At 33.2% G+C, this 26,619-nt stretch carries 23 protein-coding genes; 16 read left to right on the top strand and 7 right to left on the bottom strand.

Annotated features, from left to right (window positions below):
• Positions 1-6 precede the first annotated feature (6 nt).
• The 7 genes from AN960_RS07305 (at position 7) to AN960_RS07275 (ending at position 7,471) form a co-directional block, all read left to right on the top strand.
• On the top strand, positions 7-984 hold the full coding sequence (locus AN960_RS07305; RefSeq protein WP_056468964.1) for an ABC transporter ATP-binding protein: 978 nt from the start codon (positions 7-9) through the stop codon (positions 982-984).
• Positions 981-1,967 (top strand): ABC transporter ATP-binding protein, encoded by a 987-nt coding sequence (locus tag AN960_RS07300; protein WP_056468961.1) that lies wholly within the window; start codon positions 981-983, stop codon positions 1,965-1,967. Before AN960_RS07305 ends, AN960_RS07300 begins: the two co-directional genes overlap by 4 nt.
• A gap of 14 nt (positions 1,968-1,981) precedes the next feature.
• Positions 1,982-3,592, top strand: a complete 1,611-nt coding sequence (gene ggt / locus AN960_RS07295; RefSeq protein ID WP_056468959.1) for a gamma-glutamyltransferase — start codon at positions 1,982-1,984, stop codon at positions 3,590-3,592.
• Between the two features lie 12 nt (positions 3,593-3,604).
• Entirely contained in the window at positions 3,605-4,171 is a 567-nt protein-coding gene (locus AN960_RS07290; protein ID WP_056468957.1) for a chromate transporter, read from the top strand.
• Positions 4,168-4,698 carry a chromate transporter gene (locus tag AN960_RS07285; protein ID WP_056468955.1) on the top strand — a complete coding sequence of 177 codons (531 nt, stop codon included), beginning with the start codon at positions 4,168-4,170 and terminating at the stop codon, positions 4,696-4,698. Before AN960_RS07290 ends, AN960_RS07285 begins: the two co-directional genes overlap by 4 nt.
• 497 nt (positions 4,699-5,195) lie before the next feature.
• Positions 5,196-5,759 carry a hypothetical protein gene (locus tag AN960_RS07280; RefSeq protein ID WP_056468952.1) on the top strand — a complete coding sequence of 188 codons (564 nt, stop codon included), beginning with the start codon at positions 5,196-5,198 and terminating at the stop codon, positions 5,757-5,759.
• Positions 5,760-5,998: 239 nt separating this feature from the next.
• Entirely contained in the window at positions 5,999-7,471 is a 1,473-nt protein-coding gene (locus AN960_RS07275) for a BglG family transcription antiterminator (RefSeq protein WP_056468949.1), read from the top strand.
• A gap of 217 nt (positions 7,472-7,688) precedes the next feature.
• Here the strand turns inward: AN960_RS07275 and AN960_RS24900 are convergent, their stop codons facing one another.
• Positions 7,689-8,726: a CAP domain-containing protein gene (locus tag AN960_RS24900; protein WP_056468946.1), complete on the bottom strand. Its 1,038-nt coding sequence runs from the start codon at positions 8,724-8,726 to the stop codon at positions 7,689-7,691.
• 762 nt (positions 8,727-9,488) lie between these two features.
• Between AN960_RS24900 and AN960_RS07265 the strand changes: the two genes are divergently transcribed.
• The 9 genes from AN960_RS07265 to AN960_RS07225 all read left to right on the top strand — a co-directional run bounded on the left by AN960_RS07265 (position 9,489) and on the right by AN960_RS07225 (position 19,339).
• A complete protein-coding gene (locus AN960_RS07265) occupies positions 9,489-10,883 on the top strand; it encodes a cytochrome ubiquinol oxidase subunit I (RefSeq protein ID WP_056468943.1) in 1,395 nt (464 codons plus the stop codon).
• Entirely contained in the window at positions 10,880-11,893 is a 1,014-nt protein-coding gene (cydB, locus tag AN960_RS07260) for a cytochrome d ubiquinol oxidase subunit II (RefSeq protein WP_056468941.1), read from the top strand. Before AN960_RS07265 ends, cydB begins: the two co-directional genes overlap by 4 nt.
• Positions 11,893-13,596: a thiol reductant ABC exporter subunit CydD gene (gene cydD / locus AN960_RS07255; RefSeq protein ID WP_056468939.1), complete on the top strand. Its 1,704-nt coding sequence runs from the start codon at positions 11,893-11,895 to the stop codon at positions 13,594-13,596. The genes cydB and cydD overlap by 1 nt, the downstream gene beginning before the upstream one ends.
• Before the next feature lie 11 nt (positions 13,597-13,607).
• Positions 13,608-15,338, top strand: coding sequence for a thiol reductant ABC exporter subunit CydC (gene cydC / locus AN960_RS07250; protein WP_056468936.1), 1,731 nt, complete (start codon positions 13,608-13,610; stop codon positions 15,336-15,338).
• 205 nt (positions 15,339-15,543) lie between these two features.
• A complete protein-coding gene (locus tag AN960_RS07245; protein WP_056468933.1) occupies positions 15,544-16,521 on the top strand; it encodes a ring-cleaving dioxygenase in 978 nt (325 codons plus the stop codon).
• Between the two features lie 169 nt (positions 16,522-16,690).
• Entirely contained in the window at positions 16,691-18,172 is a 1,482-nt protein-coding gene (locus AN960_RS07240) for a flavin monoamine oxidase family protein (RefSeq protein ID WP_056468922.1), read from the top strand.
• A 73-nt stretch (positions 18,173-18,245) separates the two neighbouring features.
• The gene (locus tag AN960_RS07235; RefSeq protein ID WP_248267203.1) at positions 18,246-18,488 is read left to right on the top strand and encodes a spore coat associated protein CotJA; all 243 of its coding nucleotides are present in this window, start codon (positions 18,246-18,248) and stop codon (positions 18,486-18,488) included.
• Positions 18,489-18,490: 2 nt separating this feature from the next.
• On the top strand, positions 18,491-18,754 hold the full coding sequence (locus tag AN960_RS07230) for a spore coat protein CotJB (protein ID WP_056468917.1): 264 nt from the start codon (positions 18,491-18,493) through the stop codon (positions 18,752-18,754).
• A gap of 15 nt (positions 18,755-18,769) precedes the next feature.
• The gene (locus AN960_RS07225) at positions 18,770-19,339 is read left to right on the top strand and encodes a manganese catalase family protein (protein WP_056468916.1); all 570 of its coding nucleotides are present in this window, start codon (positions 18,770-18,772) and stop codon (positions 19,337-19,339) included.
• A gap of 485 nt (positions 19,340-19,824) precedes the next feature.
• Here the strand turns inward: AN960_RS07225 and AN960_RS07220 are convergent, their stop codons facing one another.
• The 6 genes from AN960_RS07220 to AN960_RS07195 all read right to left on the bottom strand — a co-directional run bounded on the left by AN960_RS07220 (position 19,825) and on the right by AN960_RS07195 (position 26,569).
• A complete protein-coding gene (locus AN960_RS07220) occupies positions 19,825-20,448 on the bottom strand; it encodes a YcnI family copper-binding membrane protein (RefSeq protein WP_056468913.1) in 624 nt (207 codons plus the stop codon).
• A 30-nt stretch (positions 20,449-20,478) separates the two neighbouring features.
• Positions 20,479-22,119 (bottom strand): copper resistance CopC/CopD family protein, encoded by a 1,641-nt coding sequence (locus AN960_RS07215; protein ID WP_056468910.1) that lies wholly within the window; start codon positions 22,117-22,119, stop codon positions 20,479-20,481.
• A 345-nt stretch (positions 22,120-22,464) separates the two neighbouring features.
• Entirely contained in the window at positions 22,465-23,316 is an 852-nt protein-coding gene (locus AN960_RS07210; RefSeq protein WP_056468907.1) for a hypothetical protein, read from the bottom strand.
• Positions 23,317-23,343: 27 nt separating this feature from the next.
• Positions 23,344-24,282 (bottom strand): TIGR03943 family putative permease subunit, encoded by a 939-nt coding sequence (locus AN960_RS07205; protein WP_056468904.1) that lies wholly within the window; start codon positions 24,280-24,282, stop codon positions 23,344-23,346.
• A 16-nt stretch (positions 24,283-24,298) separates the two neighbouring features.
• Positions 24,299-25,330: a permease gene (locus AN960_RS07200; RefSeq protein WP_286131630.1), complete on the bottom strand. Its 1,032-nt coding sequence runs from the start codon at positions 25,328-25,330 to the stop codon at positions 24,299-24,301.
• A gap of 18 nt (positions 25,331-25,348) precedes the next feature.
• The gene (locus AN960_RS07195) at positions 25,349-26,569 is read right to left on the bottom strand and encodes a HupE/UreJ family protein (RefSeq protein WP_082459411.1); all 1,221 of its coding nucleotides are present in this window, start codon (positions 26,567-26,569) and stop codon (positions 25,349-25,351) included.
• Positions 26,570-26,619: the final 50 nt, after the last annotated feature.

Here is a 26,619-nt window from a genome sequence, read left to right as displayed (position 1 = left end):
AATAGTATGTCAACAGAGCTTCTATCTGTAAATAATTTAGTAACAACGTTTCGAACAGCTGACGGAGAAATCCCAGCTGTTCGAAACATATCCTTTTCAGTTAATAAAAGTGAAACTTTATGTATAGTTGGCGAATCAGGTTGCGGAAAAAGTATTACCTCATTGTCTATCATGGGATTATTGCCAAGTAATGGATCAATAAAAAGCGGTTCAATTCAATTGGAAGGAACTGATTTAACTAAGTTAACAACTGATGAATTAAGAAAAATTAGAGGCAATAAAATATCGATGATTTTTCAAGAGCCGATGACGGCGTTAAACCCTGTAATCACAATAGGTTATCAGCTACGCGAGCCACTTATGATTCACCAAAAGCTTTCTAAACAAGAAGCAAATCAAAAAGGAATTGAACTCTTAAAGCAAGTAGGAATACCATATTCTGAAAAAAGAATGACTCAATATCCTCATGAACTAAGCGGTGGAATGAGACAAAGGGTTATGATCGCTATTTCATTAGCCTGTACCCCTGGACTCTTAATAGCAGATGAGCCGACGACTGCACTTGATGTTACAATTCAATCTCAAATATTAGATTTAATCCATGAGTTACAAGACGAGCTCGGAATGGGTGTCATCATGGTTACACATGACATGGGAGTCGTAGCTGAAATTGCTGATAAAGTGATGGTCATGTATGCAGGAGAAAAAATAGAAGAAGGTCCAGTTGAAGAGATTTTTAATCATCCAAGTCACCCGTATACTAGGGGATTATTAAGCTCTGTACCAAATGTAGATGATCCTGATTTTGAGTTAGAAGCAATCCCAGGCTCGACGCCGAGCTTAAACGAACAAATAACTGGATGTCGTTTTCATCCGCGTTGTGAACATGCATTAGCACGCTGCAAAGTTGAAGTCCCAAAGGAATTTACAATAAAGGATGGACACACAGTTAAATGTTGGCTGAGTGAGGAGGATGCGATATGACTCTAACAAAAAGTAAATCTACTTTATTAGAGCTACGAAATGTAAAAAAATATTATCCGATTCGTGGAGGCTTACTAAAAAAAGTTCAAGGTCATGTCAAGGCAGTTGAAGAAGTGAGTCTAACATTATTAGAAGGAGAAAGCTTAGGCGTTGTAGGTGAATCAGGTTGCGGAAAATCTACATTAGGAAAAACGATTTTAGGTCTTGAAGATATTACTGACGGTAAAGTATTTTTTAAAGATACGGAAATTCAACATTTATCGAATAAGAGTCGAAATGATTTTAAGAAACAAATGCAAATGATTTTCCAAGATCCATATGCTTCATTAAATCCAAGACAACGAATTGGAGATGCATTAGAAGAAGTTTTTGTCATCCATACGAATCTATCAAAACAAGAGCGAAAAGAGAAAGTAATCGGCTTGCTTCGTGAGGTAGGTTTAAATGAAGACCATTATGATCGATATCCTCATGAATTTAGTGGTGGACAGCGTCAACGTATTGGTATTGCAAGAGCAATTGCTCTTAATCCATCGTTAATTATTTGTGATGAGGCAGTGTCCGCACTTGATGTGTCTGTACAAGCACAAGTATTAAAACTTTTAAAATCATTACAAGCAAAATATAACTTAACTTATTTATTTATCTCTCATGATTTAGGAGTCGTACGATATTTCTGTGATCGAGTTTTAGTAATGTATTTGGGAAATACAGTTGAGTTAGCTCCTGCAGACAAGCTATATAATAACCCACTACACCCTTATACAAAGGCGTTACTATCTGCGATTCCACGTCCAAAGGTAGGAAAAAGACCTGAAAAAATTCGATTGACAGGTGAAATTCCAAATCCAGCTAACCCACCTTCAGGTTGTACATTCCGTACTCGTTGTCCTCAAGCAACAGAACTATGTGGACAAGTAAAACCAGAGTGGAAGGAAGTTGAAGAAAATCATTTTGTTGCATGTCACCATGTAGATGCTTAAAGGAGAAGATACAGATGCAGTTTGATCATTTAAATAATCCATATTCAGCACAACGCCATACGACATTTGGAAAAAATGGAATGGTAGCTACCTCACAACCTTTAGCGGCGCAAGCGGGGTTAGATATATTAAAAAAAGGTGGCAACGCAATCGATGCTGCAATTGCCACAGCAGCTGCTTTAACAGTAGTTGAACCAACTTCTAATGGAATTGGTGGAGATGCCTTTGCACTAGTTTGGGTAAATGGGGAATTACATGGTTTAAACGGTAGTGGTCCTGCCCCAAAATCAATTTCGATTGAAAAGCTAAAAGAACAAGGACTTGAGAAGATGCCAACCCATGGGGTTATTCCAGTTACAGTACCTGGAGTACCTGCTGCATGGGCTGCATTATCAAAACGTTTTGGTAAATTACCATTAGAAGAGGTTTTACAACCAGCTATTACACTTGCAGAAGAAGGCTTTCCACTCTCGCCGATTTTAGGGAAGTTTTGGAATATAGCATATGAAAAGTTTAAAAAACAATTTACTAGACCAGAATTTGCTGAGTGGTTCAAAACATTCGCTCCAAATGATCGTGCACCAGAGATTGGCGAATTGTGGTCATCTAAAGCGCATGCAGAAACATTACGTGAAATCGGTGCAACGAATGCTGAGAGTTTTTATCGTGGTAACTTGGCAGAAAAAATCGTTTCCTTTATGAAAGAACATAATGGATACCTTAGTTCAGAGGACTTAAGTGAATATAAAGTAGAATGGGTTAATCCAATCTCGACCAATTATCGTGGATACGATGTTTGGGAAATTCCACCGAATGGGCAAGGTTTGGTAGCGTTAATGGCATTAAACATTGCCAAAGGTTTTAATTTTCCTACAAAAGATGATGTCGATACATACCATAAGCAAATAGAGGCTATGAAACTAGCTTTTACTGATGGAAAAGCGTTTATTACAGATTCTGAGCATATGGATATCAATGTAGATGAGCTATTATCCGAAGAATATGCAGTGGCTCGTCGAGAATTAATTTGTGAAACAGCGATAGAGCCAGAAAACTATACGCCTCCAAAAGGTGGCACAGTTTATTTAGCGACTGCTGATAGCGAAGGGAATATGGTTTCGTTTATTCAAAGTAACTATATGGGATTTGGATCAGGGATCGTAATTCCTGATACAGGAATTGCCCTTCAAAATAGAGGTCATGATTTTACTTTAAATCCGGAGCATTCTAATGCACTTAAGCCTGGTAAAAGAACATATCACACAATAATCCCAGGGTTTTTAACAAAAGATGGCGATGCAGTAGGGCCATTTGGCGTAATGGGAGGATATATGCAACCACAAGGTCATGCACAAGTTGTCATGAATACTGTGGATTTTGGTCTGAACCCTCAGAGTGCATTAGATGCACCTAGATGGCAGTGGATGGAAGGAAAAAAAGTGGTCGTAGAACCTCATTTTCCAAACCACCTTGCCCAGGCACTAGCAAGAAAAGGCCATCAAATTCAAGTGGCAACAGATTGTAGCAGTTTCGGTAGGGGCCAAATTATTTGGCGCAATCCTAGTACCGGGGTGCTAATGGGAGGAACAGAATCTAGAACAGATGGCGCAATTGCAGTTTGGTAAAGGACTGATTTAATGAACAATCAATGGAAACTTTTTTTAGCTTTTTTTAGAGTAGGAATGCTAGGTTACGGAGGAGGCCCTTCTTCTATTCCACTAATCCACACAGAGGTTGTTGACAAGTATAAATGGTTAAATAAGGATGACTTTTCAGATGTACTAGCAATCGCAAATGCTCTACCAGGACCAATCGCAACAAAGCTTGCAGGATATATAGGTTGGAGAACAGGTGGCATAGTAGGTATGTTAAATGCCATTATCGCAACAACACTACCGACTGTTTTCCTACTTATGCTACTATTATCAACACTTAATCACTTTAAAGGTGTTGCCTGGGTACAAGGTATGTCGAATGCAGTTGTTCCGGTAGTTGGAGTAATGTTAGCAACTTTAACATGGGAGTTTATTGAGAAATCGAAAGAATCTCTTGGCTGGAAAATCACTAGTTTGGTCGTAGTTGCTAGTTTTATCCTTTTATACTTTTTAAATGTACATCCTGCTATTTTAATTGGATGCTTAGTTGGATATGCCTTTTTCTCAAAAAGTAAAAATGAAAAGAAGAAGAAGGTGAAGGCATCATGATTTATTGGAAAATATTTTTAGCATTTTTCTTACCAGGCATATTCGGATACGGAGGAGGACCGGCTTCGATCCCTCTTATTGAGAATGAAGTTGTTGATAAGTACGGATGGTTAAGTTCAGTTGAATTTAGTAACGTGCTTGCACTAGGCAATGCGCTTCCAGGTCCAATTGCTACAAAGTTGGCTGGATATATCGGCTATGTTGAGGGTGGAGTATTTGGTTCCTTTGTAGGATTATTCGCATCAATCGCACCCTCACTAATCTTGATGATTGCTTTATTAAGTATATTAATGAAGCATAAAAATTCACCAAAAGTCAAAAAGATGACTTCACTTGTTAGGCCTTTAATCGCCGTTTTACTTGGCATTATGGCCTTTGACTTTTTTAACGATTCATATAATGGGGTAGGTGTAACGCAAACAATTATTATTAGCGTACTTTCCTTATTATTTTTAGAACGTTGGAAAATTCACCCCGCATATGTAATCGGAGGGGCACTTGTTTATGGTGCAGTATTTTTATCTTAAACGATATGGTTTATGAACTATTTCCTTAACAAAATAAAATGAGTGGGTTTTACAAAAACGTAAAATACCTCACTCATTTTTATAATTCTACCAACTTATCCAATTGCCATTAAATCTGTTAGATCATACTCTATTTCATATTCTTCTTTTGAATTTGCCTCATCTTTACACTCATCTAGTTTAGAAAGTTTATTCATTCCCCTAATATTAACTGTTAATCGTTTTGACAATAATTAGTAAATTTAATTCTTTTACTATAAAAGTTACTTACACAATGAATTGGAATTATTAATTGAAGATTATAAATTAGTAGATCAAATGAAAAGTGTATCATAATAGAAGAAACTGGTTTAAAAGATTTAGGCATAAATTATTATTATTGTTATTTAAGGGAATTATTTCTAATTTGAAATCTCAAATCTCATTTAAGATACTGAGGTAAGGTATTGTATGAATTACACTAAAATAAATAAAATGTTTTGTGGAGGTGTAAATGTATGTCACATACCGGACATCTAAATTCAAACTTAAATAGTTCTTTGTTTAAAAAACAGAAAGTTTATTTACCTTTTGCTTCCAGATCAATTTTTGCTAATCCAGGAAATATTAGGAGTGCACACGAATATATCGAGTCGAATGATTATGATAAGCCAATAGTTTCAACCAATAGAAATAATGACGGCATTTCAGGTTACTTTACAATTAGTTGGCATCCAGATTCCAAGGCAATTATGTACCTAATTGCTATATTTAATGGAATTTACTATCAATATCTATCTGTAGATGGAAATCAGAATAGTTGGAGTACAAGAGGTAAGGGGATCTATCCTAAAAAACAGCACTTTAAAAAAGAAGATATTGGCTTTCGAGCAGATGGACGTGGCACGGAATTTGCTATTGATCCATTTTTATTGTATTCAAAGTCCAGTAAGATTTATGGCGGAAACGAAATTCAATCACTTGGTTTTGACGATACTAGAAAGTATTTTGTTCGTATTTATTCCGTTTATACAAACGGGGACATTAATTCATTATCTAATGAATTAAAAATTACTTTATAGGAACAAATGAAGGGGAATTTACTAAAAAAATATTCGCTGGTAAATGAGAAAATTAAAAAGTTCCAAATATATAAGTCTATCAAGTGCAGAGGAAAAAATAAGGGAGTATCTGAAAGATTGATGCAATAATTCCTTAAATTTTGTGATGATTAAGTAGTATTCTCCACTTGTTATAACAGTTTATTGAAATGGAAAAGCTAAATAAAATACTTATTTATAAAAGAACGTTAGGTGATATTATGAACAGATTTGATGAACGACATGCAAGTTTAATTTATTTTCTTTTTGAAAAAAATGATTGGTGTAGTTTAGCAGATTTATCCGAGAAGACAGGGTATTCTCGAAGTACGATTTGGAGAGATATTACTTTTTTAAATTCAGCTTTACCTAAAGGGTGGTTCATTGAAAAAAGTGAAACAGAGGGAGCGCGTTTAATTAAATCTCCGAACGGTACCCTTGAGGGGATATGGGCTTATATGAAAAATGAGAATCCATATTTTCAAATCTTAGAGTATATTATTCTTAATAACGGTGTGACGATTAATGAAATTTCGACAGCTTTTCATATAAGTAGATCAACTGTATATAGACAGTTGGATCAGATAAAAGAAGTTGTAGAAGAAGCTGGTATTACTCTTGATACTAGTCCTTTTAGATTAAGTGGTGACGAGAAAAAGGTACGTCGATTTATGATGCAATACTTGGAATATAAGGGGCTAGATTATCTAAACGATCTAAAAAATATAGATCTCCAAAATTTTCGAGATGCAATTGTAAATTATACAACTGATCTTTCGATTACTCTTCATCTTGGAGCTATTCAACGTTTATCTTTTATTTTAGAAATTATTAATATAAGAATTTCTATGGAGTGTTATATTTCTTTTTCTAAAGATATATATGATAAATATAAAAATACTGCGTATTTTGATATTGCAAAGAAAATGTTTCCCTTTATGGAAAAGTGTCCATCTAGAGAACAACAAACACAAGAAATTTTATACTTTTGTCTCTGCCTTTTAAGTGAAGTTATGCCAAATAATATGACTGAAGAGCTTTATAAAATACGTATTAAAATGAAAGAGAATAAAGAAGATCCTCGTGTACATTTTTTAAATGGATTATCTGATTATTTGCACTTTGATTTAGCTCAGGATGATGACTTTCTTTATAAATATTTTTCAACAATTAAACGTACAAAGTATGATTCTCAGTTTTATACGGATACTCGCATGAATACTGCGCTTCCATTTTTACCTTACGTCGAGGAACATCCATTATTTATTGGAATTGGTAATTTAGTAAAAAAGCATCTTGAGAATGAAACTATGTCATATGGAAAACTAGAAATTTTAGAATTGTTTTTATTAGTAGATGCCTTTTTAATTCGCAAAAAAAATAGTATGAAGATCAATACTGTATTGATTTGTCGAACCTATATTGAATTGGATTATATTTACGAACTTCTTGATTATCACTTTGGAAAACACCTTGATATAAAAATTTATGATTTATCAGATATAGATGTAATTAAGAGACACAATCATTTAGATTTAGTGATATCAACATTAAAAGGTCAATTTTTGAAGGAACATTTACCAGTTTTAAAAATATCTACGTTTCCAACCGAAGCTGAATTAACTGGAATTAGAAAGTTTATTGATCAATACTTTACTAAAAGACTACATTTACACGAAATATTACCAGATTAATTCTTAATGAAAAAAACTCTTAGTCATTATAAGACCAAGAGTTTTTAATATTTTATCAAGTAGTTGTTTGGAATAGATAACCTATTCAATTAAAAGTAAAACAATGAGGTAATCAATTTATATATAAAAAAACTTTCTATAGCTAGTATTCTTTAACTTGAATATACGAACAAAAGCAACATCAAGAACGATGGTGCTTTTGTTTATATAATTAAATTTATTGAGAAATAAACATTTGTGTCCATACATTAGAACGTGAGTCATAACCTACACCAATTTGATCTAATTTAGCGTTCAAAATATTTGCACGGTGTCCTGCACTATTCATCCATGCTTTTACTACCTCTTCTGGAGTTTTTTGTCCTTTTGCAATATTTTCAGCTGCATGATTATAAGAAATTCCAAACTTTTTCATCATATCAAATGGTGAACCGTAAGTTGGACTGTTATGATCAAAATAATTTTTATCAGTCATGTCTTTTGACTTAATACGAGAAACTTTAGATAATTCATTATTAGCTTTAAAAGGTTTTATACCAGCTTTTGTTCTCTCTATATTAGTTAATTCTATAACTTTTGATTCATATGCAGATAAAGAAGCAGGCACTTCGATTTTAGATGGATTTTCAGGTGCCGGATCTATTGGTTTTGATGGAGTATTTGGTATTACTGGTTGAGTAGGCTTTGATGGAACATTTGGTATTACTGGTTGAGCAGGCTTTGATGGAACATTTGGTATTACAGGCTTAGCAGGCTTTGATGGAACATTTGGTATTACTGGCTTAGCAGGCTTTGATGGAACATTTGGTATTACTGGCTTAGCAGGATTTGATGGAACGTTTGGTTTTATTGGCTGAACAGGATTTGATGGAACGTTAGGCGTTATTGGTTGAACAGGTATTAGTGGAATATTAGGTGTAATTAGTTGTGAAAGTTTAAATGGTATATTTGGTATTTCTATTGTTGTATTTTGTTGGTGATTATTGTTGTTACTCGCCTCTTTAAAACTTTTAATAGTTTGGCCAAGGTTACTTACTATATTAGATTTATAAAATTCACTAAGTTGTATGGAATTATTTGAAGGTAATTTATTAGAAAATATATTCTCTATTGATAGTTTAGGTAAGATAAAATATTGATATAAAGTATTATTATATAAATGATTTTGTTGAATAGATTGTTTTGTATCAGCATGTGTATGTGTATTAAAAATTAGAGATCCAATTAAAACTGTCAATGTAATTGTTTTTTTCATTTGTAAATCCCCCAATTAAGATTATTGTGTTGTGCTCCTGTCGAGAAGAACAATTTAAGTCTAACAATTATCTATACAAACAATCGTTTCATTATTGAATTGAGTAATTTCTTAAATAAAACGATGTGGCTTGGTAATTGTTTTTACTAACTTTTCGATAAAATGAATAGATAAATTTGGAAGCATTACGAAAAAATAACTTGATTCTTTACTTTAATAAGCTAACCTTCATAATTAAAATTGGTAATTAAGTTTGCAGACATGATACACTCCATTTTCAAAACATTAGTATTCTGATCTAATACAAAAAAGAGCCTTCCTTGAAAGAAGGCTCTTTTTCACGTTGTTGGAAATCTTAAATACCGTTAAATAAAATAATCAGATTGTAAATACCTTTTAATTTGAATAACTATTTAGTTTAACCGGAACAAAGCAAAGCCAATATAGGATTGCTTCAATAATGTTTTTTCATTTAATCAGCTAAGTAATAAGGAATAAAAATGTGGCGACTATTTTATCAAAAAAAGTAACTTAAACAGTAAATGTGAATCATGTCACAAAATAGACAATTTATAGACACGATTTAGACAAATAAGATTAAATCAAAACCCCTTTGAAAAAGTAAACTATAAGTAACAAGAGTACCATTGAGTGGTTCTCTAAAATTTACTTAATGAATTATTTGTGAAAAAATGTTCAAAGTTTTGCTCGGGCATAATGAAAATTTTTTTGAAATGATTTTTATCCTAAGGGGGATGTACTGTGAGTGTATTAGAGCTTGCAAGAATACAATTTGGTTCCACAACAATTTTCCATTTTTTATTTGTTCCACTTTCAATCGGTTTAGTATTTATGGTAGCAATAATGGAAACATTGTATGTTTTTCGAAATAAAGAGGAATATAAAAAGTTAACAAAATTCTTTGGGCACTTATTTTTAATTAATTTTGCAGTTGGTGTTGTTACAGGTATTATTCAAGAGTTTCAATTTGGTATGAACTGGTCTGAATATTCCCGTTTTGTAGGGGATGTATTTGGTGCGCCACTTGCAATTGAAGCACTTTTAGCATTTTTTATGGAGTCTACATTTTTAGGAATTTGGATATTTGGTTGGGAACGACTTAATAAAAAAATTCATTTAATGTGTATTTGGCTAGTTGCTTTCGGAACTTTAATGTCTGCGTTTTGGATTTTAGCAGCCAATTCTTTCATGCAGGAGCCAGTAGGCTTTGCAATTAAAAATGGTCGTGCAGAAATGACCGACTTCTTAGCAATCATTACAAATCCACAACTTAAAGTTGAGTTTCCTCACACGATTGCTGGAGCATTAGCAACTGGAGCGTTATTTGTTGCGGGTGTAAGTGCGTATAAAATCTTAAAAAAACAAGAAACAGAACTTTTTAAAAAGGCGTTTAATCTTGCAATGGTGTTCGCTCTAATTGCAGGAATTGGTGTTGCATTTAGTGGACATTCTCAAGCGAAACATTTAATGAAAACACAGCCGATGAAAATGGCTGCAAGTGAAGGGCTATGGAAAGATAGCGGTGACCCAGCAAGCTGGATGGTCTTTGGTCTGATTGATTCGAAAAAGAAAGAAAATAAATATGAGGTTGAAGTACCATATTTATTAAGTTATTTAGCTTATGAGAAGTTCGAAGGTAAAGTACCTGGTATGAATACTTTACAAAAACAATATGAAAAATTATATGGTCCTGGAAATTATATTCCACCAGTTAATACAGTTTTCTGGAGCTTTAGAATTATGGCTGGAGCAGGAATGGTCATGATTTTAATGGCGATGCTAGGTTTATATTTTAGCTATCGTAAAAAATTAGAATCAAAAAATCTATTCTTAAAGGCATCAATTTTACTAATTTCTTTACCGTTTATTGCAAATACAGCTGGATGGGTTATGACGGAAATAGGTCGTCAACCATGGACTGTATTCGGTTTAATGACTACTGCTGCATCTGTATCACCTAATGTTTCAAAAGGATCACTCATTTTTTCAATCACAACTTTTACAACAATGTATGCAATTTTAGCAGTTGTTTTAGTTTACTTGTTTGTGAAAGAAATTAAAAAAGGAACACACCATGCTGAAACTGAAAAAGTTCCTACGGTCGATCCGTTTGAAAGGGAGGCGACAATCGTATGATTGCGTTAAATGAATTATGGTTTTTACTCGTAGCAGTTTTATTTATCGGGTTCTTCTTTTTAGAAGGCTTCGATTTTGGTGTAGGTATATCTACAAAGCTACTAGCCAAAAATGATACTGAACGAAGAATATTAATAAATACAATTGGCCCGTTTTGGGATGCAAATGAAGTGTGGCTATTAACTGCAGGTGGAGCAATTTTTGCAGCATTCCCAAATTGGTATGCAACAATGTTTAGTGGATATTATATTCCGTTTGTATTTGTTTTAATGGCATTAATCGGACGTGGAGTTGCGTTTGAATTTAGAGGGAAAGTCGAAAGTTCAAAATGGTCAAAATCTTGGGATTGGGTCATTTTCTTCGGTAGTTTATTACCACCATTTCTATTCGGTGTATTATTCTCAAGTATCCTTAAGGGGATGCCGATTGATCAAAATATGAATATTTCTGCAGGGTTTACTGATTACGTTAATTTATTTACTGTAGTCGGCGGTGTAACTGTGACATTACTATGTCTCTTACACGGATTAATGTTTTTAACATTAAAAACGGTTGGAGAATTAAGAAACCGTGCACGTTCTCTAGCACGTATGGTAATCATACCAGTGTTCTTATTCTTAGTCGCCTTTACTGGTATGGCATATTTTGAAACGGATATGTTTAAAGTAAAAGCACATATAACAATTCCACTTATTTTATTAATCGTAGTATCTTATATTCTTGCTACAATATTCATCCTTAAAAAGCGAGATGGTTGGTCGTTTGCTATGTCGGGCCTTGGTATTGTACTAACAGTCGGGACATTGTTTACTTCTCTGTTCCCAAGAGTCATGATTAGTTCAATCAAAAATACGTATGACTTAACTGTTTATAATGCTTCATCTGGTCCTTATTCGTTAAAAGTAATGACAATAGTTGCATGTACATTATTACCATTCGTATTAGGTTACCAAATTTGGAGTTATTATGTTTTTAGAAAAAGAGTGGATGAGAAGGATTTGACTTATTAATGGGAAAAGATCTTATTAAATATAAAGGGATTAATCGTTTATTAATAATCCTATCTTTTTTAACAATTATACAAGTAACGACAATCATTATTCAGGCATATATGCTTTCACAAGCTATTGTCAGATTGTTCAATGGAAAAAATAGTAGCGATATTTTATACGCTACTATTTTCTTCATCAGTGCTTTTGTCTGTCGATATATTATGTCGACGATCAAACAAAAATGTTCAGAGCATTTTGCGGACATTGCTTCAACCGAAATGAAAATGAAAGTATTGGAGAAAATCTTTAAACTTGGACCTAGATTTGCAAGAAAATCAGGAACCGGTAATATCGTAACGCTTATTATGGAAGGAACTACACAACTAAGAAATTACCTAGAAATCGTTCCATTGAAAATGATTAACTTAGCAATTGTCTCACCAATAATCGTAATCTATATTTTCTTTGTTGATAAAGTTTCTGCAATTATACTAATCGTAACATTTCCAATCATTATTATTTTTATGATTCTACTCGGTTTGGCAGCTAAAAAGAAATCAAACAAACAATGGAAGGTTTACCGTATTTTATCGAACCATTTTACTGATTCATTACGTGGTTTAGAAACATTGAAATTTCTTGGTTTAAGTAGAAAACATATTAAAAAGATAAAAAGTGTAAGTGAAAGATACAGAGAAGCAACGATGGGCACATTAAAAGTAGCTTTTTTATCATCATTTGCACTAGATTTATTCACAATGCTGTCAATCGCTACAGTTGCAGTCTTTTTAGGACTTCGATTGATTGACGGAGTAATTTTATTAGGGCCAGCACTAACAATTTTAATTTTAGCTCCTGAATATTTCTTACCAGTTCGTGAAGTTGGAGCTGATTATCATGCTACATTAAATGGTCAAGAAGCTGGAAAAACAATGCAAGATATTTTAGATGAGCAGGAGTTTAAAGATCAAGAAATTTCTCCTCTTTCAGATTGGAATCGTGCAAGTAAAATTAATTTTAAAGATGTTTCAGTAAAACCCGAAAAAGATGGCCAAACGATTTTATCAAATATAAATTTGAATATAACAGGGTTTCAAAAAATTGGGATTGTTGGAGAAAGTGGTTCTGGTAAATCAACGCTTATTGATTTAATAGGTGGATTTTTAGAGCCAGCAAATGGAACTATTCAAATTTCTGGTGAAGAGGTATCACATCTTCAAATACAAGATTGGCATAAACAGTTAATCTATATTCCACAAAGTCCTTATATTTTCTCAAAATCATTAAACGATAATATAAGCTTTTATAAACCGAATGCTACTACAGAAGAAATTGAAAGTGCAGCAGTTCAAGCTGGGTTAACTTCTTTAATAGAAGAATTGCCAAAAGGATTAGACGAAAAAATTGGTGAAGGTGGAAGAGCTTTAAGTGGCGGGCAAAGCCAACGCGTTGCCCTTGCTAGAGCATATCTTGAAAACCGACCAATTCTTTTATTAGATGAACCTACTAGTCATCTAGATATTGAAACTGAGTTTGAATTAAAACAAACAATGCTTCAGTTATTTTCTAATAAATTAGTGTTTTTGGCTACACATCGCTTACATTGGATGAAGGAAATGGATCAAATAATTGTGATGAATGAAGGTAGCATCATTGAAGTTGGTACCCATGAAGAACTATTAATGAAAAAAGGTCATTATTATCGATTAATTCATAGTTAGAAGGTAAATATATGTTAAATAAAAATGGATGGATTTTACCATATATAAAAGAAAATCGTCGTTTATTTATAGTTGTGATTTTCTTAAGTTCACTGACTATCTTTGCAGCGGCTTCTCTTATGTACACTTCCGGCTATTTAATCTCTAAAGCAGCAACTAGACCTGAAAATATTTTAATGATTTATGTTCCAATCGTAGCTGTACGCACTTTTGGTATTTTAAGGTCAGCCTCTAAATATGTTGAAAGATTAGTCGGACACAATACAATTTTAAAAATCTTATCTAGAATGAGAACAAGATTATTTAGTAATCTTGAACCGTATGCACTTAATATCAATTCAAAGTTTAAAACAGGGGATATTTTAGGGTTATTAGCAAATGATATTGAATATTTACAGGATATTTATTTAAAAACTATTTTTCCTGGAATTGCCGCATTGTTTATTTATTTTATATCGGTTGTTGCTCTTGGTTTCTTCTCTATTCCATTTGCAATCTTAACAGCAGTAATTTCCTTTGTTTTAATAGGTGTTCTACCGTATTTTTCATTATTAGTTGAAAAAGCGCGAACTTACCAAATAAAAAATGAAAAGAGTCATTTATATGAAAATTTAACTGATGCAGTTATGGGTATAAGTGATTGGCTGTTTAGTGGTAAACAAAATAGCTTTATAAAACAATATAGAGAAATGGATGAATCGTTAAGAAACATCCAAAGTAAGGAAAAAGGATTTAGAAGAAGACGCGATTTAATTGCACAATTTATTGTAGCAATTTTAGTTTTAATGATGCTTTATTGGGCAGGTAATGAAAGTTTAGCTGGAGATATTCCTAAGACTTTTATCGCTGCATTTGTTTTAGTTTTATTTCCTTTAACTGAGGCTTTTATTCCACTATCAAATTCTCTTGGAAGTGTCCCTTTATACTCTGATTCAATCAATCGCTTAGAAGGGATTGAAGAAGTGAGTCGTGATCAGGAATCACCTATTATTGGAGGAAATATTGAAGATTATCGAAAAATCGAGTTTGAAAATGTAACTTTTCATTACTCTGAAAGCGAAACTATTCTAAAGAATGTTTCTTTTACAATTGAGGAAAACAAAAAAACTGCTTTATTAGGTCCGAGTGGTTCAGGAAAATCGACCATTCTTAAGCTAATTGAAGGAGTAGAAACTCCTATTGGAGGAAACGTTAAAATAAATGAGATTGAAAGTATAGCTTTAGGAGACCAAATTTCGAAAGTAGTGTCTGTACTTAATCAAAAGCCATATTTATTTGATACTACAGTTATAAATAATATTCGTTTAGGAAATCCAAAAGCAAGTGACGAAGAAGTAATAGAAGTAACGAAGATGGTTGAACTGCATGATTATATAGCCTCACTTCCAGAAGGATACAATACACCTATGCAAGAAACCGGTGTAAGATTCTCTGGTGGAGAACGACAAAGAATAGCCTTAGCAAGAATACTTCTTCAAAATACAGCGATTGTTATTTTAGATGAACCAACTGTCGGATTAGATTCAATAACAGAACGAAAACTACTTCAAACAATTTTTAAGGTATTAGAAGGAAAAACAGTATTATGGATCACACACCATTTAATCGGTGCAGAAATGGCTGATCATATTCTTTTCTTAGATAAAGGTAAAATTGCAATGAAAGGCTCACACGATGAACTTATCAAAACTGAAGACCGATATCGCAAGCTTTTTGAGCTAGATCGACCATTTAGAAAATGACTTTGACAAATTTGTCTGAGTCATTTTTTTTTGACTATTTGACGGAAGATGAATTACATGATATATTTATCTCGAATTCGAGATATCTTGAATTCAAAATAAATTTTCACTAACTTTTTACTAATTTTTTTAGTATTCTTCAGCAATAGATTCACAAAATAAAAGAGCTTATATATAAATAACTACTTTAAATGGAGGAATTCGTATGAACGGCTTAAAAGGGATCCATCATGTAACAGCAATAACTAGCAGTGCAGAAAAAAACTATGAATTTTTTACTTATGTTTTAGGAATGCGTTTAGTAAAGAAAACGGTCAATCAGGACGATATTCAAACGTATCATTTATTCTTCGCAGACGATAAGGGAAGTGCAGGAACGGACATGACATTTTTCGATTTCCCTGGAATTCCAAAAGGAGTGCATGGAACAAATGAAATTTCAAAAACATCTTTCCGAGTACCAACTGATGCAGCATTAGATTATTGGGTGAAGCGTTTTGACCGATTAGAAGTGAAACACTCAGGAATCAAAACACAATTTGGTAAGAAAACATTATCTTTTATTGATTTCGATGACCAACAATATCAATTAATTTCAGATGAGCATAATAAAGGCATTGCTTCAGGCACACCATGGCAAAAAGGACCAATCCCATTAGAATACGCAATTACAGGACTAGGACCAATTTTTATCCGAGTAGCTAATTTCGAATTCTTTAAAGAAGTAGTTGAAAAAGTACTTTTATTTAAAGAAATTGATAAAGAAGATTCATTCCACTTATTCGAAGTCGGTGAAGGTGGAAACGGCGCACAAATTATTGCGGAGCATAATGAAATATTACCTCAAAGCTTCCAAGGCTTTGGTACCGTTCACCATGTCGCATTCCGTGTAGAAGATACAGCTGTATTAAAAGAGTGGATTAAACGTCTTGACTCATTTAGATTACCAAACTCTGGTTATGTAGATCGTCATTTCTTTGAATCTTTATACGCAAGAGTTGCCCCACAAATTCTATTCGAATTTGCAACAGATGGACCAGGATTTATGGGAGACGAACCTTACGATACACTTGGTGAAAAGTTATCATTACCTCCATTCTTAGAACCAAAACGTGATGAAATTGAAGGAATGGTTCGTCATATTGATACTGTAAGAAGTACGAAGGAATTTGTGAAAGAATAATCGTTAGAAAGCACTCACTTTTGAAGTGAGTGTTTTTTTATTAAAATCTCATATTAAAACTGTTAAAAATTCCCAAAAAAATTAATGCATAAAACGATTTGTTATTCTAATGAAATATTTCACTGAATAAAAATCTTATGAACTAAAATAATTTTTTAGGAGAGGGAACATGAATAGTACATCTGGTAGGCGTTTATCGAAGGATGAAATGGTTACTTTAATACAAAATGGACTAGAGCGGACAACTAATCCGAAAAAGATTGTTATAGTAGGAGCGGGAATTTCTGGTTTAGTAGCAGCTTCTTTATTAAAGGAAGCAGGACATGAAGTGACGATTTTAGAAGCAAATGGTCGAGTAGGTGGTCGGATTTATACGAAAAGAGCACCTTTTATTAATGATCAATATTTGGAATTGGGTGCAATGCGTATTGCTTCTAATCACAAGCTTGTACTTGAATATATTAATAAATTTAAATTAAAAGTGAATGACTTTATAAATGGGAAATCAGAGGATATTATCTATGTAAATGGCGTAAAAACAACGCAAAAGTTATACGAACAAAATCCAGATATTTTAGGCTATCGTGTATCGGCCGATGAAAAAGGAGTAAATGTTGATCAGTTAATTGAAAGATCGTTAAAAACTTTAATTGACTTTATTAATCAAAATCCTGATGAGAACTGGAAAACTATTATTGAAAATTATGATAATCATTCGATGGATTCATTTTTAAGATATAATCCAATCGGAACACCATTGTCACCTGGTGCTGCAGAAAAAGTGAAGGTACTTCAAGGGATGGAAGGATTTCCTGAGCTTGCCTTTACTGCTATTTTAAGAGAGTTCATTGTATTACTTTCAAAGGAAATTAAGCTATACGAGATTACCGGGGGGAATGATCTACTACCTAGAAAGTTTTTAACACAATTAAAGGAGAATATATACTTTGGTCAAAAAATGAAAAAAATAGTGCAAGAAAATAATCAAGTAACAATTCACTCAGATCATTATACAAGCCATCTGCCTTATCAAACTACTGCTGACTATGCCATTATTACTATCCCCTTTTCATTATTAAATTTCATTGAAGTGATTCCAAGAAACTCATTTTCTTATAATAAATGGAAAGCAATTCGAGAATTACACTATGTTCCTTCTACAAAAATTGGACTCCAATTTAAAAGTAGATTTTGGGAAAAGGATGGGACATTAGGTGGGAAATTAATTACAGATTTACCTATTCGATTTGCTTACTACCCAAGCAATCATAATGGGAATAACGGGTCAGGAATCATTTTAGCTAGTTACACTTGGGAAGACGATGCATTGATTTGGGATAGTATGTCAGAAAATGATCGCATTATGAATGCATTAAAAGATTTGGCGACTATACATGGTAAACAAGTATATACAGAATTTATTACAGGTTACACACATAGCTGGGCTCTTTATCCATACTCTGGAGGAGCGTTTTCAATGTTTAAGCCTGAACAAAATAGAGAGCTGACGCCATATATCGCTACACCTGAGGGTAGAGTACACTTTGCCGGAGAACATACATCATCAGCACCTGCATGGATTGAAGGTGCAGTCGAATCTGGAATACGTTCTGCATTTGAAGTAAATACCCGAGCTTTGCAAGAACGATAAAATTCATTTTTTATATTTTACTCGAATATAGTGGAAATAGTGGATGTCTTTTTTATTTGAGGGAGTGATCAGTTTGAACGAAAATAATCAAGGACTTCAATTTACCCCTGTGAAATCATGGAATGTTTTTCATGGCCCAAATGACCCGTGTCCACCAATTGGTACAAAATATTACTCTACACCTCCACACTTATATTTAGGGTTTCAGCCACCAGGACTAGAGCAATTTTCTTACAAAGAGGCATTAAAAAAGGGTACTTTATGGAAAGTGTTTTATGACTATTACGAAAATCCATATAAAGCTAGGAGGGATTAAGAATGACTGAGCAACTTCCTCCAGAGTATTATCAGGATTTAGAGGAACTGCAAGCTGTTGACTTCGTACTTGTAGAACTAACTTTATATTTAGATACTCATCCCAATGATCAAAATGCAATCAACCAATTTAATCAATATGTTCAATATAAAAAGCAAATCGAAGCTAATTTCGAATCAAAATATGGACCATTATATCAATTTGGTGGCAGTTATTCAGATCAAAACTGGAACTGGCATAAAGGCCCATGGCCATGGCAAGTTTAGAAGGAGGGAGTATTCATGTGGGTTTATCAAAAAAAATTACAATATCCAGTTAAAGTAAGTACTTGTAACCCGATGCTTGCCAAATTTTTAGTCGAACAATATGGAGGAGCGGATGGTGAGCTAGCGGCTGCTTTAAGATACTTAAATCAACGATATTCTATTCCAGATAAAGTTATTGGACTTTTAACGGATATCGGTACAGAGGAATTTGCTCATTTAGAAATGATTGCTACGATGATTTATAAGTTAACAAAAGATGCAACTCCAGACCAAATGAAATCTGCAGGCTTAGATACACATTATGCATCTCATGATAGTGCATTGTTCTACCATAATTCAGATGGTGTACCGTTCACTACCGCTTATATTCAAGCTAAAGGAGATCCTATTGCGGATTTATATGAAGATATTGCAGCTGAAGAAAAGGCTAGGGCAACATATCAATGGATCATTGATCTTTCTGATGACCCGGATTTAAATGATAGTTTAAGATTTTTAAGAGAACGTGAAATTATTCATTCACAGAGATTTAGAGAAGCTGTAGAAATTTTGAAGGATGATCGACAACAGCGGAAGATATTTTAGTTGATTGATATTATATTGAACCTGTTCCTTGTATTTTATCGGGAACAGGTTTTATTTATTTGTCATGTTTGGAATAATTGGGCTTCTTCATTACTCAGTTTAAATAAATAAAATTGAAATGTAGCTAAAGGGGGAGGATTTATTTTAGGTTGATAAAATTGTTCTTTTTTAAAGATAATTAGCCAATTTTTATCAAGTTTTTATTCTATAGAGCATATTTGCTAGTTTTCCATTTGAAATGAACTTCTATTGTAATGTATTCAAGGCCATAATACCTCTACTAGTATGGGTAATAATAAAGTTTATTTGTGATTCATCTGGGTTTAATTGCAGTTCTGCCAAATTTATTTGCGATTATCAGATTTTATTTGCAGCATATCTTCATTTGTTTGCTATTCTAACAAATTTAATTGCAGCTGAGCCTCAACTTCGCTACATCATTCCCATAAAAAAATGAGGGGTCTCGGGGACTCCCTCACATAATCTTATTTCTTCTTAAGAATCGCAATCAATAAAGCAATCACCGAAAGAACAGCTGCCACAATCGACATAACCAAAGAGGTATTACTTGAATTTGATTTTTCAGTATCTTTCTTAACTTCCGTAGCTTTAACAGTTTCACCTTTTGCAGTTGTGTCTTTTACAATATTTGTAATCGAGTGTGGTGCTTCTGATTTTTCGTCACCAGTCCACTCAACAATACTGCCATCTTTATAATATTGGTATGCATCCCAAGCTCCATTTACTTCAGCGTCTGGGTTTTTGGCCATAAATACGAATTGTTGAAATTGTCCTGCTAAAATACCTTCGTTTTGTGCACTCCAAGTTACGGATGTAACAGTACCGTTTGCATCTTTTGTTTCGCTAAACTTCCATCCTGGGATAGGTTGATATGAAACAAATTCAAATTTTGAAGGGATTTTAAGTGTAACTTTTGTTGTAGCTATTTCTTTTTCAGATGGTACTTTCATTGTGTATGTTTCCCAAGCGCCAGGGGTTGAAATTTTAGGATTTACTACAACATGCGCACTTGCAATTCCAGTAAAGAACATTGTCATCGCGAATGCTGAAGCGATAATTTTAGTCGTTTTTGAAAAGAATTTTTTCATTTTTTGTTAGTCTCCTTTGAATGTAATTAACTATTTACTTCCTACTATATATTTAAAATCCGCATCTACCGAATCAAGAGAGTTAGTTAGAATATGGACTTTTACATTCCAATGACCTGCCATATCTGTAAAATATCCTTGCGCTTCATAAACACCTGACGAAGTTTCTTTAACTTGAGTTGTGTTAGTTCCCATATTCATGTCAGTGTTTTTAAAGGTAAGCGTGACTTGTTGGATAGAAGACACAGGTTTATTGTTTTTGTCACGTATATTTATTTTAAATGTGTTTTTACCGACTATGTTCGGAGTAGCATGCAATGAAATTGAATATCCTTTATTTTGCTTTGTGTCATTAAAAGGACCAGGGGATTCCAATGCTGTAGGTAGGTTTGTTAATAAGGATGTTAGGATAAGAACGATGATTCCTATACTTATTTCAAGCCAAACTGACTTTCCTAGTTTATTTTTGCTACTTTTTCCTTTGATAAAATGAATAAACCCTAAAATTAGCATGATCACAAATAAGATAACTTTTCCACATAAAACTTTGCCATAGGTTGTATGTAATAAAGCATAAAAGTTAGGTACATACTTTAAGCTTGCATAAATTCCTGTTCCTATAAGTAAAGTTACAGATAAAGTCGCCCAAATAGAATATCGTTGAGTGGTTTTCCAATAATTCTCATTTTTCTCATGTTTCTTTTGAATTTTAGGAAGTAAATAACTGATTCCTATTAATCCTCCTAGCCAAATCGAAACTGCGAGTAAATGAATGGAATCAAGCAAAATTGGTAAAAAATCATTTTGCATTGATGCGTGACCGATAAAAGCTTTTGAGATTAGTAAGAAAAAGCTAACCAATAAAGCACTTAACCACCAATAAAATGAAGATTTTTGCTCACTTTTCCAGGCCATATATAACGAATTAGCTAAAACAATAAGTAGAAGAAGTTGGATTACCCATACATTTCCGAATTTCGTACTCTTTATTGTTTCCAATAACAAATCTTTGTGGAAAATACTTTGCCATGAACCATTTGCATAGTTTTTTGTTTCAACAAAAAGGCTGAACAGAACACTAAATAAAATTCCAAAATAGAAGATTAACAATAAAGCTTTAGAATTTTTAAAGGCAATCATTCTATTTTTCTGATCGCTTTTGTAAACGAATAAACAAAAAAATAAAAGTCCAACAAATAAAAGTAAACTCATATATTCAATCCAGTAGGTTCCCATTACGTCTGTGTTGGGTAAGGATTGGTTTGCTTTATTGGAAATCGCTGATGAACCATCAACCTTTCCAACTCTGAATGGAATTACACCGTTTACTGAATGTCCGTCACTGGAAATCACTTTCCATGCAATATGATAATTTCCATCTGGTAAATTAGGTTTTAAGTTCCCCTCTAAAATTGAATGATTTTGCTTATTTATTTTTCCATTTTGCAAATCAACTCGATTACCTGATTCATCTAAAACTTGTAAAGAATGAAATGCAGACTGCACTGATTCATCAAACTTTATTTGAATACGTTGAGGAGAATTCACAAAAACTTGATTCTCTGAAGGCGTAGATTTGATGATATAAGCATGTGCTGATGCTAAGGATGGAAATAAAGTAGCAGCAATCAATAATAGTAAGAAAGAAAACCCTATAACTCGGATTTTCATTTTTTTATGTCACCTCATATCTATTAGAGTGAATTAGAAAATAAAACAACTTCTAAATTCTAAAGTAAAATTGTGATAGAAATGTGATAAACTTTAAAATTTTATTAGGATTAGGTATTAGATAATAAGATTATTCAACGGTACTATACTCTTTATACAAAAAAGAATCCACAAGTAAAACCAATTACTTGTGGATTTCAGTGTGTAAACATAGTTCAAAAAATTGATTTTCAGACTGATTGCAAGCGCTTGTCTTTCGAGGCGCGAAGCCTGGTGAGGAGCGGAGTTACCTTAGACGGTAATGAGCACCGCAGAAAGCGAGCGTTTGTCAACAGTCTGAAATATTTATTTAACAACCAACTTACCAACAGAGTTAGAAGGCTCCAATGAGATGTTATATTCTCCTTTTAATGGATTATTTAATAAGAGAATATTTTTACCGGTTTTTAATGGAATGTTAATACCTAAGTCAGTAGAGGATAATTTTGCATTGCCCCCGGCATCTTGATCAACATCAACAATAATTTTAGTCATTGTCGCAGGTTTAAAGATTGTATTTTTCGGACTAAAACCTGATGGCGTTACGTGAATTGTTGCGTATTGAAGGTCATTTTGATCATCTTGTTTTGCAGCTTGCTTTTGTGGTTGCCCAATCATACCAACTTTTACTTTATTCAAATTAACAGTAAATATGATGACAAGTATAAGTAGGATTGAAGTTAACACTACTGTACTGTTTGATGATTTGGCATGATCTCTCTTCTTCTTATTTTTGGGATTTGAATTTGAAACTAGCTTTCGATCAACGAAAAATAATAATAGATAAATGAAAACGATAAACAGAATATCCACAATAGCGACGCTTATGCTTGAACTGAATGTCATATATCCGATGACAGTCCCTATAAATGCACCGAGCAAGGACGGTAACATTTCAGTACTGCCAGTATTAAATAGTTTCTTCGATAAAACCAAAAATATTATGACTAGTAATAGATTGAGAATGATTGATAATAATACATTATAATTTGTAGTTAACATGATTAAGAAACTAATTGTAGCTGAAGATACACCGACCAATAAAGAGATAATTGATTTTAAAGTACTAGGAAATCTCTCTTTATTTCGATAAAAATGATTAAAGCTATAATACGTAAGAAGGAGTACTAAGAAAAGACTTCCATACTTTAATACCATATAAACACCTCTAAATTAATTTTAAAGCTACAGCTTTGATCCAAAGTTCCAATCTGGATACACGTATTGAACACTTGGAGATTTAGCTGGCTCTGATTGTTGAACGTTTATTTTAATGACTGTTTGACCATTAAAGCTTGTCTTTCCGATTGTTCCAGTGATTGTTACCCAAGAATCATTCGTAAATTGCTGTGAATTGGTTGATTCTGCAATAATTCCAAACGGTGAAATATCGGCGATACAATGAGTCATACCCATTCTTGCAATAATAAATTGATTACCTGCTAACTTAGGGTCTCTATAGATAAAACCTTTAATTTTGATTTGTTTATTTTGGAAATTGTCGACAAATGTATTCATTGATTGTAGTTTTTCAATAAACCACTTGTCCTTCATCTCGATTGTACTCTGTTTGTACAGTAGCATCCCAAGTTTAGCGTAGTCTTGATCATACACATTTGTTTTGAACATTTTTTTTAAAGCAGGGTCCTCATGACCTTTCACTTCAACAGCCTGACCAGTCGAAGAAGCCTGCACTGCTAGTCCTAGTCCTTTAAAATTCATTTCTTTGTTATTAGCAAGCGAACTAGAACTCGCATGGTTTGGCAAAATATATCCGAGTAATAATGGGAATAAAAATAGGCTGTAAATAAAAACGTCTTTTACGACTGACTTTTTTAAAAGATGATGATGCTCATGACTAAAAACTTGGTCGTGACTATGTTCATGACCACAATCACAAATAATGACATGTCTTTTTAATGAAAGAACGGCTATATAGATTTGAACGATTGCGACACTCAAAAGAATAACAGTTGCAATTTTTACATAAATGACAAGCTCCGGTACGATAAATTGCAGGATCTCGTCTGTAAGTGTTAATTGAAAAATATAGATAGCAAGTCCTAAGAGAATAGCAGCTTTTATAAAATGATGAATCGATGTGGAATTGATTTTATTTTTCAAAGTAGATCACTGCCTTTTATAAATTAATAGACTGTAAAACAAGCGTTCCAATAAAAACAAAAATGAAAACTAGCGTGCTAAGTAATAAAACAAATCGAGAACGGAAAACAGCTAGCATCATCAGGATCCCTTTAATATTGATCATTGGCCCAAAAACCATGAATCCAACTAAAGAGCTCTTTGTAAAAATTGTTTGAAGTGATTGAGCTACAAAGGCGTCTGATGTTGAACAAAGAGATAAAATAAAGCCTAATCCCATCATAAGAAAGTTTGCCGATGGACCACTTTTTCCTAATTCAATTAAACTGCTTTGAGAAATGATAATTTGAAGTAGAGCAACAATGATCGAACCGAAAACTAAGTATTTCCCCATATCAAAAAATTCATTTACTGCATGGCCTACGATTGCAATGAATTTATTATTAGGCGCAGTATTGTGTTTATTGTCATGATGGTGGTGATCGTGCTTCGTTTGATCGACCTGTTCTCGTAACTGATTTGACTTAACAAATTGAAAAACGATCAGTCCCACGATTAGTGCTACTACAAAAGCCAGTCCCATACGATAATATGCAACGGTTGGTTGATTACGAAAAGCTGTTAATGTTGATAGAAATACAATTGGATTTAAAATGGGTCCTACTAATATAAAAGTGACCGCAACATACAATGGCATTCCTTTCTTAATCAGTTTACGAATAGCAGGTACCATTCCACACTCACATATTGGAAAGATGATGCCTAACACGCTTGCTGCGATAATACCTAATAAAGGATTTTTCGGTATAAATCGTTGAACCATTTGATCTGTAACGAAAACCTGAAGGATCGCTGAAACGAATACACCGATTAAAATAAAAGGCAGAGCTTCGATAATAATGCTAATAAAGATCATCTTAAAGACTTGTAGTTTTGTAGTTGAAAAAACTGAACTTAGTCCTGTCGTAGATGAAATATATAATAAGAATACAAATAGTAAGCAAATAATGATTAGAAAATGTCGATTTGAATTGACTGGCGATTGTTTCTCAGTAGCAATGCTTCGCAAAGGATTCACTCTTTCTGTTTAAGATATGACGCGTTCAAATAACCAAATTCCACCTAATATAAAAGCAATCGTAGATGTGGAAATAATTGCATTCCTCGAATACTTTGAGCGATGTAATTGAGTTAGTAGTGGTAATAATAAAAGTACAATCGAAAGTTGAACCACTTCAATACCAAGGTTAAAGCTAACTAAAACAGCTGCTAATTCACTTTTTGAAAGATTCATAGCTGTTAATAAATCTGCAAAACCCATTCCATGAATTAATCCAAAAATAAAAGTTAATACCCAACGATGACCAATGTTTTTACGGAATATATTTTCAATTGCTACGTAACAAATACTAAGTGCTATTGCAGGTTCGACAATATAAGAAGGAATTGAAATGATCCCTAAAACAGTGAGTGTCAAAGTTAAACTATGTGCGACTGTAAATGCAGTAATTACTTTAGCAAACTGCTTAAAGCTTTGTCTTGCAATCAGTAGTGAAAGTAAAAATAGCAAATGATCATAACCGGTAAGTATATGGTTCATACCAAGCTTTAAAAATGTAACCCATCCTTTAGATGAAGTATTTGTAGTAGAATCCGAATTGGATTCTTTTTTTATTACGGCCTGTTGCTGTTGTTGTGCAGGTTGAATCTTATTTGGATCATTGCTTAATCCCTCATAAGCACTGTCACTAAGAATCATAGACCAAGCACGGCTTTGATCTGAAAGAGCGGCAGTACTACTTTCTTTTCCGTAGTTCACTTTCAACAAATCAACATAGGTCGTACTAGTATTTGTATCATTTTCATACAAATGATCAGCAAGACTAATAGATTGTGAAGGTTGGATTGCAGGGTAATCAACCTCAAGGATGAGCTGGGTAGCATCACCTTTTCGATTAAGCTCCAATTTATTTACCTTTGTCCAGTTTTGTTTTTCTCCATTTATTTTCAGAATAAGATTGCTCTGGAGCGTAGATTCTATTTTCTTCTTTATTGCCTCAAATTCATCTGGATCTAACATTCCATTCTTATTAACATCCCCGCCTGTTAATTCCATGACAGAGACTTCATCTAATGCAAAGTTCATTGTAGTTTTTGATTTTAAGAGATTTAATGTAGTGTAACTAGCACTTAATGAATGAGCTTCAGCTGTTCGAAAAGAGGTACTAAAAAAAATAAGTAAGCAAAAAAATAGGGGAAAAGAACGACCTAGTCTATTAGTTTTTAAGAAAAAAATACTATTTTTCATTTGTTTCCTCCGGGAAATAAAATAAGAATTATATTGTTATGGTACATAGT

The sequence above is a fragment of the Bacillus sp. FJAT-25509 genome (genome assembly GCF_001420605.1).
Taxonomy (GTDB): domain Bacteria; phylum Bacillota; class Bacilli; order Bacillales; family Bacillaceae_G; genus Gottfriedia.
Note: the sequence above shows the minus strand (reverse complement) of the source record. Positions and strands in the feature narration are given on the sequence as shown.

What these genes read in the sequence shown, in the direction of transcription:
- AN960_RS07230 (WP_056468917.1), top strand. Translation starts at nt 18,491, where the DNA reads ATGACTGAGCAACTTCCTCCAGAGTATTATCAGGATTTAGAGGAACTG.
- AN960_RS07290 (WP_056468957.1), top strand. Translation starts at nt 3,605, where the DNA reads ATGAACAATCAATGGAAACTTTTTTTAGCTTTTTTTAGAGTAGGAATG.
- AN960_RS07220 (WP_056468913.1), bottom strand. Translation starts at nt 20,448, where the DNA reads ATGAAAAAATTCTTTTCAAAAACGACTAAAATTATCGCTTCAGCATTC.
- AN960_RS07245 (WP_056468933.1), top strand. Translation starts at nt 15,544, where the DNA reads ATGAACGGCTTAAAAGGGATCCATCATGTAACAGCAATAACTAGCAGT.
- cydB (WP_056468941.1), top strand. Translation starts at nt 10,880, where the DNA reads ATGATTGCGTTAAATGAATTATGGTTTTTACTCGTAGCAGTTTTATTT.
- AN960_RS07210 (WP_056468907.1), bottom strand. Translation starts at nt 23,316, where the DNA reads ATGGTATTAAAGTATGGAAGTCTTTTCTTAGTACTCCTTCTTACGTAT.
- AN960_RS07195 (WP_082459411.1), bottom strand. Translation starts at nt 26,569, where the DNA reads ATGAAAAATAGTATTTTTTTCTTAAAAACTAATAGACTAGGTCGTTCT.
- cydC (WP_056468936.1), top strand. Translation starts at nt 13,608, where the DNA reads ATGTTAAATAAAAATGGATGGATTTTACCATATATAAAAGAAAATCGT.
- ggt (WP_056468959.1), top strand. Translation starts at nt 1,982, where the DNA reads ATGCAGTTTGATCATTTAAATAATCCATATTCAGCACAACGCCATACG.
- AN960_RS07225 (WP_056468916.1), top strand. Translation starts at nt 18,770, where the DNA reads ATGTGGGTTTATCAAAAAAAATTACAATATCCAGTTAAAGTAAGTACT.
- AN960_RS07280 (WP_056468952.1), top strand. Translation starts at nt 5,196, where the DNA reads ATGTCACATACCGGACATCTAAATTCAAACTTAAATAGTTCTTTGTTT.
- AN960_RS07300 (WP_056468961.1), top strand. Translation starts at nt 981, where the DNA reads ATGACTCTAACAAAAAGTAAATCTACTTTATTAGAGCTACGAAATGTA.
- AN960_RS07305 (WP_056468964.1), top strand. Translation starts at nt 7, where the DNA reads ATGTCAACAGAGCTTCTATCTGTAAATAATTTAGTAACAACGTTTCGA.
- AN960_RS24900 (WP_056468946.1), bottom strand. Translation starts at nt 8,726, where the DNA reads ATGAAAAAAACAATTACATTGACAGTTTTAATTGGATCTCTAATTTTT.
- AN960_RS07240 (WP_056468922.1), top strand. Translation starts at nt 16,691, where the DNA reads ATGAATAGTACATCTGGTAGGCGTTTATCGAAGGATGAAATGGTTACT.
- cydD (WP_056468939.1), top strand. Translation starts at nt 11,893, where the DNA reads ATGGGAAAAGATCTTATTAAATATAAAGGGATTAATCGTTTATTAATA.
- AN960_RS07285 (WP_056468955.1), top strand. Translation starts at nt 4,168, where the DNA reads ATGATTTATTGGAAAATATTTTTAGCATTTTTCTTACCAGGCATATTC.
- AN960_RS07275 (WP_056468949.1), top strand. Translation starts at nt 5,999, where the DNA reads ATGAACAGATTTGATGAACGACATGCAAGTTTAATTTATTTTCTTTTT.
- AN960_RS07215 (WP_056468910.1), bottom strand. Translation starts at nt 22,119, where the DNA reads ATGAAAATCCGAGTTATAGGGTTTTCTTTCTTACTATTATTGATTGCT.